2 protein-coding genes and 3 pseudogenes are annotated in these 4,805 nt (G+C 63.3%); 1 reads left to right on the top strand and 4 read right to left on the bottom strand.

Annotated elements, in window-relative coordinates; all coding sequences use genetic code 11:
• Nucleotides 1–288: 288 nt before the first annotated feature.
• Nucleotides 289–492, bottom strand: a pseudogene (locus tag MKK68_RS00130) (IS256 family transposase); the annotation flags it as partial.
• Nucleotides 493–713: 221 nt separating this feature from the next.
• On the opposite strand from MKK68_RS00130, the gene MKK68_RS00125 reads away from it, so the two are divergent.
• Complete coding sequence (locus tag MKK68_RS00125) at nt 714–2,066, top strand: transposase (RefSeq protein ID WP_244027335.1); 1,353 nt, start codon at nt 714–716, stop codon at nt 2,064–2,066.
• An 865-nt stretch (nt 2,067–2,931) separates the two neighbouring features.
• Here the strand turns inward: MKK68_RS00125 and MKK68_RS00120 are convergent.
• The 3 genes and pseudogenes from MKK68_RS00120 to MKK68_RS00110 form a co-directional block, all read right to left on the bottom strand.
• Nucleotides 2,932–3,156, bottom strand: a complete 225-nt coding sequence (locus MKK68_RS00120) for a hypothetical protein (protein WP_244027327.1) — start codon at nt 3,154–3,156, stop codon at nt 2,932–2,934.
• Between the two features lie 569 nt (nt 3,157–3,725).
• Nucleotides 3,726–3,984: pseudogene (locus tag MKK68_RS00115) on the bottom strand (IS256 family transposase); the annotation flags it as partial.
• Between the two features lie 69 nt (nt 3,985–4,053).
• Nucleotides 4,054–4,672 (bottom strand): annotated as a pseudogene (locus tag MKK68_RS00110) (transposase); the annotation flags it as partial.
• Between the last annotated feature and the right edge of the window lie 133 nt (nt 4,673–4,805).

Here is a 4,805-nt window from a genome sequence, read left to right as displayed (position 1 = left end):
CGCCAAGCTCGACGTCTCGTTCTTCCGATACCTCGGCGATCGCCTCGGCATCCCAGACAGCGCAACCGTCCCGCCCCTGCCGGACCTTGTCAGAAACGCCGCAACAGCATGACCGCCCGGTGATCTGCCCCGGTTACGTAGAAACCCGGCTAAGGCTCTCTCCGAGCTGCGAAAATCAAGATCAAGCTGAGGTCACGATCGGCACCGATCGTGACCTCAGCTTGATGGAAAGCTTCCCTAATATACTAACGTTATAAGCCTAATTGTGGAAGGGGTGAACCCTTCGCGCCTTTTTACGCCGTGGCCGTGTCGGACGAGCTGAGCACGTCCATCCGGCAGCCGTAGATCCTGTATCGCTTTCAGAAACACCTCGGCCTAAAGCTCGACTCCCTCGGCGAGAAGGCAACGGGCACCAGCGCGAAACATCTCGACCAGCGGATCGTCGATTTCCTCGGTCTGACTAAGCCGCACGATGTTGGAAGGGCTTTCCATAGCGTATCGCTCTCGATGGGAGATTCTGGCAGGCTCGATGTCCGCCTTCAATCCACCGTCGTCACCCACTTTCCTGCATAGATCCGATCATCAACGCGCTGGTGAAGACGTTCTGCTTCGTCTTACCTCGACTTTGGCCATTTGCGGCGCGTGGAGTGGGCGGAGGTGACGAAGCGGGCGTGAGGGATAGGCTGGTGGCGTCCCCGCCAAGAGACACCGCCATGCTGCCCCTGCCCACCCGCTTTGCCGGGATCATCCTGGCGTTCGCGCCGCTGTTCGTCCACCGCTCCTGGCGCCATGCTCAGCTGTTGCTGATCGGCGCGATCCTGACGCCGGGGCGGCGCACGGTGACGAGCGTCCTGCGCATCATCGGCCGCGCGCAGGAGCGGCGGTTCGTGAACGTCCACCGTATCCTCAACCGAGCGGCGTGGTGCCCGCGCTCCGGCAGCCGTATCCTGCTCGGGCTCCTCGTCGATGCGTTCGCGCAACGCGGCCCCGTGATCCTGGGACTGGACGATACGATCGAGCGCCGCCGCGGCAAGCGGATCGCGGCCAAGGGCATCTACCGTGATCCAGTTCGCTCCTCCGACAGCCATTTCGTCAAGGCGAGCGGGCTGCGCTGGATGAGCCTCATGGTGCTCGCCCCGATCCCCTGGGCGGGGCGCGTCTGGGCGCTGCCGTTCCTAACCGCGTTGGTGCCGTCAGAGCGCGCCTGTCGCGAACGGGGCCGTCGGCACAAGCCTCTGCTCGACGTCGGACGCCAACTCGCTCTCCAGGCTCGCCGCTGGCTGCGCGCACGCGACCTCGTTGTGGTGGGCGACAGCGGCTTCTCGGCCTTGCTGTTCCTCGACGCGATGCGCCGCGCTCGCATCACGGCGATCACCCGCCTGCGGCTGGATGCTGCTCTCTACGAGCCGGCCCCACCTCGGCCGCCCGGCACGATTGGACGCCCGCGGACCAAAGGCGCGCGGCTGCCGACGCTCGCCGCGATCCTCGCGGCCAAGGACACGCGCTGGCACGCGGTCGTGGTGCCCGGCTGGTACGGGGCGGGCGAGCGCACCCTTGAGATCGCCTCCGGGACCGCCGTGTGGCGGCACGGCGGTCTGCCGGTCGTGCCGATCCGATGGGTGCTGGTGCGCGATCCCGAGAGCCGCTTTGCACCGCAGGCCCTGCTCTGCACCGAACCGGTGCGCGAGCCCGCGCAGATCGTGGGGTGGTTCGTGCGGCGCTGGACCGTTGAGGTCACCTTCCAGGAAGCGCGCGCCCATCTCGGTGTCGAGACGCAGCGGCAGTGGTCGGACAAGGCCATCGCCCGCACCACGCCCTGCCTGCTCGCCCTGTTCTCGATCGTCACGCTGCTGGCTGCACGGCTCCCAGTCCGCCAACGGCAACGGATCGCGGCCGCCGCGTGGTACCCCAAACCGCGCCCGACCTTCGCCGATGCTCTGGCCGCCGTGCGCTATGCGATCTGGCGCGAGCGGACTTTGGCAACATCACCGCGCCGACGCGCCCGAACAAAACCCGGCTTCCGTTTGCCAGCGCCCTGGGCCTATGCCCTCTGCCACGCCGCATGAGTGGCCAAAGTCGAGCTTACAACCCCCTCGCCTTAATAACGAGGGTCAATCGACATCTCTCAACCTAAGTCGAAACCCATCTTCAACCTGTTCGGGAATGCCTCCGTTGTCGGTGCTGAGTCGAAGCGCAAAGCTGATTTTTTCTGAGTAAGGCTTTGTCCCGCTCGGCCCGAAGGCATATGCGACACAGACACCCGCGCTCGTTGAGGCTATAACCTGGAGAGCCAGGAAACGGATCAAGCTCCGACGAAACGATAAATCAAGTTTGTATTCGCCCTGTCGCATCTTAAGTACCTCCTGACCTGTAAGATGCGACGCTAATTTTTAAAGAGAAGTTCACTCTGTGGTTTCAGCCTTCGATGACGTCTCGTTTGAGTCAATGCCGCGTTAATAAGGGGTGTTGCTACCAACCTAGAACGAAAAGCGGCGACCAGAGATCTGGCCGCCGTGAGTCCGAAGTCCTTAGGCGATCGCGAGGGGAACAAGCGGCGCCGTTGCTGCGATACGCCCTACGACGGGCCGCAGCCACTCACGCCCGCGCGATTATGGTTTCCAGCTGTTGCCGGGTGGTGGCGTTGAAGCGATCTGAGCGGTGGTATGCTGCCGTGAACGGCGACCGGACTTTCCCCACGAGCCCGGCGGAAAGCATCGATTTCGATCCCGAACTTGGTCCCCTCCCCGCCCTGGACGCGAGGCCAGTGGTTCTGACACACCAGTGCCACGAAAGCCTCGGGCGTGCAGCCGCATGCCTCGGCGAGCTCTTCCGCGCTGAACCAAGGCTCGGCCTTAGGATCGGTGGTAAGCATCGAGCCTGGCCTTTCGCTCGCGGCTGACTTCGGGACACCTCCGATCTTGGAGCTGGCAGTCAGGCCTTCACGTTCTTCTTGGCAGGCCGCGTCGGAACTGACCCCGTGTAAATAGGATCGAAGTCGATCGCCTTCTTGGCTGCGAGCTTTGCAAGACCGCCCTTATCTAAGTTTGCCTGAGGATTCGGTGCTGCGAGAAAAAACAGCGCGGAGACTGCCGCCATCGCTTTGACTCCTGTCCAGACGTGGCGAGGAAGATTGGACAACGTCATTTCGGGCGACATGGTCGGTGGTCCTATGACTGCAATTTACAGCTTATGGATGCTACGGAAAAGTTTCATCGCTGACTACGTAATTTGGTGCTTACGGTTGACGCTTGATTAATAAAACCCAGCACTGGTCGCCCGGCGTACTAGGGTCCGACCTCGAAAGCGCACCACGTCGGTGCGACCGGTGCAGCTGCCTACGCTTCCCTCATAACCTCTTCCGTCTCAATAACGAGGGTTTCGTTACCGTAGAGTGGTCCGGATAGCGTCTGGGATCGTTGCTTCCAAGGCGAGGCACGCGCGGCACAGCGCCATCCTGCCCTCTGCTAAACCTCTGCCATCGCTAGCATCGCGATGTCGGCCGGCTTGACCGTCTTTTTCCAGCACCGAGCACTACCATGACCACTTCGCGCGCTAGCGCATCCGCGCGCCTCCATGGCCGTCGTTCGGCCCGCGGCCATTGCCTCAACTTGCGTCCGGACCCGCCCGACATCCGGGATCACCTGTTCGCGCAGCACAAGCCTGTGAACGCTGCGGCTCTGCCCGATGGCATGGAAGCTATGCGGAGTTTTGGGTGACGGCAACGGTCAGGGGGTGCGGTGATCTAGGCGGGCGATGACTTCGGTTCCGTCGCGGACGATGACGCCGGCGACGATTTTCGCCCTTCAGCCGTCGCCAGATCTTCGCGGCAGCCATGACGAGCGCGAGCACCTTCAGCTTGACGGTGATCGGCGAGAGCGCGCCCTTGGTCCGCATGGTCCGGTGCCGCACCGTGGCGAACACGCTCTTGATCGAATTTGTCGTCCGGAGGTGATCCCAGTGCGCGGCGGGCATGTCGTAGAATGCCGGTCGTGTCCCACAGCGTGGTGTAGCTTTCTGGGAGCCACCACGATCACCGGCTTGGGCCGGGATGGTCAGGCTAATGAGGGGATTATCGCCGATCGGAGCAATGCTTTCCAGCGTCATGTAGTGGGTCCGTTGCACGGCCCATTCGTCGTTCTGTCCGAGGAGGATCGCGCCGACGAGGCGGGTGATGGCGTCCTCGTTGGGGAAGATGCCGACCACCTCGGTCCGGCTCTCGATCTCGCCTTTCAGGCGCTCCAGCGGGTTCGTGCTGTGGAGCTTGACCCGATGCGCGACGGGGAAGCCCATATAGGCCAGCACGTCCGGTTCGGCAGCGTCCATCAGAGGGGCGAGCTTGGGAACCTTGGGCCAGAGTTGATTGGCGACCTTGCGCCACTGGACCTTGGACGCTTCAGCGTCGTCCTGGGCGAACGCGGTCGCGATGAAGGCCGAGACGACACGCCACCCGCTCTTACCGGCGTGAGCCAGGACGTTGCGCATGAAGTGGGCGCGGCAGCGTTGCCAGGTCGCGGTCATCACCTTTTGATACGGAGGCCTTGACGCCTTCGTGGGCGTCCGAGATCACGAGCTTGACACCGCGCAGACCTCTCCGGGCGAGCTTGCGCAGGAACGCCGTCCAGAAGGTCTCGGCCTCGGACGGGCCGACATCCATGCCGTGCACCTCGCGCTTCGCAAGGACGCACTGAGGACGGGGGCACCGTTCGCCTCATACCAGCGGATTGCACTGGACCGGCATTCATTCGCCCCGGTGCCCACACAATCGCCGTTCTGCAATCCTTGTCCCGGTGAGCTCCGGCTCCGAC

It is taken from the genome of Methylobacterium sp. E-016, from assembly GCF_022829745.1.
GTDB lineage: Bacteria > Pseudomonadota > Alphaproteobacteria > Rhizobiales > Beijerinckiaceae > Methylobacterium.
Note: the sequence above shows the minus strand (reverse complement) of the source record. Positions and strands in the feature narration are given on the sequence as shown.

Coding starts and splice junctions, on each gene's coding strand:
- MKK68_RS00120 (WP_244027327.1), bottom strand. CDS start 3,156: ATGTCGCCCGAAATGACGTTGTCCAATCTTCCTCGCCACGTCTGGACA.
- MKK68_RS00125 (WP_244027335.1), top strand. CDS start 714: ATGCTGCCCCTGCCCACCCGCTTTGCCGGGATCATCCTGGCGTTCGCG.